The sequence below is a fragment of the Alkalimonas collagenimarina genome, assembly GCF_030717845.1.
Lineage (GTDB): Bacteria > Pseudomonadota > Gammaproteobacteria > Enterobacterales > Alteromonadaceae > Alkalimonas > Alkalimonas collagenimarina.
In genome coordinates, this window is the sequence record NZ_JAUZVZ010000064.1 from 1 (window position 1) to 883 (window position 883).

General features: G+C 46.2%; 1 protein-coding gene. It reads right to left on the bottom strand.

Annotated features, from left to right (window positions below; all coding sequences use genetic code 11):
* Positions 1 to 30: 30 nt before the first annotated feature.
* On the bottom strand, positions 31 to 792 hold the full coding sequence (locus tag Q3O60_RS17600) for an IS5 family transposase (protein ID WP_305895230.1): 762 nt from the start codon (positions 790 to 792) through the stop codon (positions 31 to 33).
* Between the last annotated feature and the right edge of the window lie 91 nt (positions 793 to 883).

An 883-nucleotide genomic window follows, 5' to 3' on the forward strand; every position in this document is an offset into this window, starting at 1 on the left:
TAGGGCCTGTTGATCTTTGCTGTTCATAATTCAGCCAACCCACATTGGCAGCCATAATAGACAGCAAGCCAAGGCAAGTGTACTTGCATAATTCCGGGCCAATTTATCATACCGGGTTGCTACTGAGCGGTAATGTTTTAGCCTGGCAAACACGTTCTCTACTAAATGGCGATATTTGTACAGACACCAATCAATATCGCCATTTCCAATTTTTGAATTACGTTTACGCGGTATCGTTGGGACGCCATTTTTCGCTCGGATCTGCTCCCGTACTTTCTCACTGTCATAGCCCCGGTCTGCGATAACATGCTCGGCATCAGGCAGTTGTTCAAGTAACTCTATAGCTGCTTTGCTGTCGTGAACTTCACCGCCTGTCACGATAAAATCTACTGGCAAGCCGCAACTATCCACTGCCATATGGATTTTCGTCGTGTTACCACCACGACTTTTCCCTATCGCTTCTTTATCTCCTGAGCGAGCACCTGTCGCATGCTGATGCGCTTTGACGATGCTGCCGTCTATAAATTCCCATTCTAAATCAGCCAATTGCCTTAGCTCGGCGAATAGCTGCATTAGAATGCCTTTTTTAGACCACAAGTTAAAACGCCGGTAGATGGCGCTCCAATCTCCAAAAGTTTCTGGCACATCGCGCCATGGGCAACCGACCCGCATCCGGTACAAAATGCCTTCGAAAGTATTTCTGTGTTCCGGTTTGTCATAAATGCGGCCTGTTTTAAGCATCAATCTGATTAGCTTTGACCAGCACTCGTCTGTTAACATTGTCCTTGGCATGATGGGTTGTCATGGTTAGTTTTTGGCGAAAGTAATTGTACCAGCCCATCATGCTGTCTAATAATCCATCTCGAAAGATCAACAAGCCCTA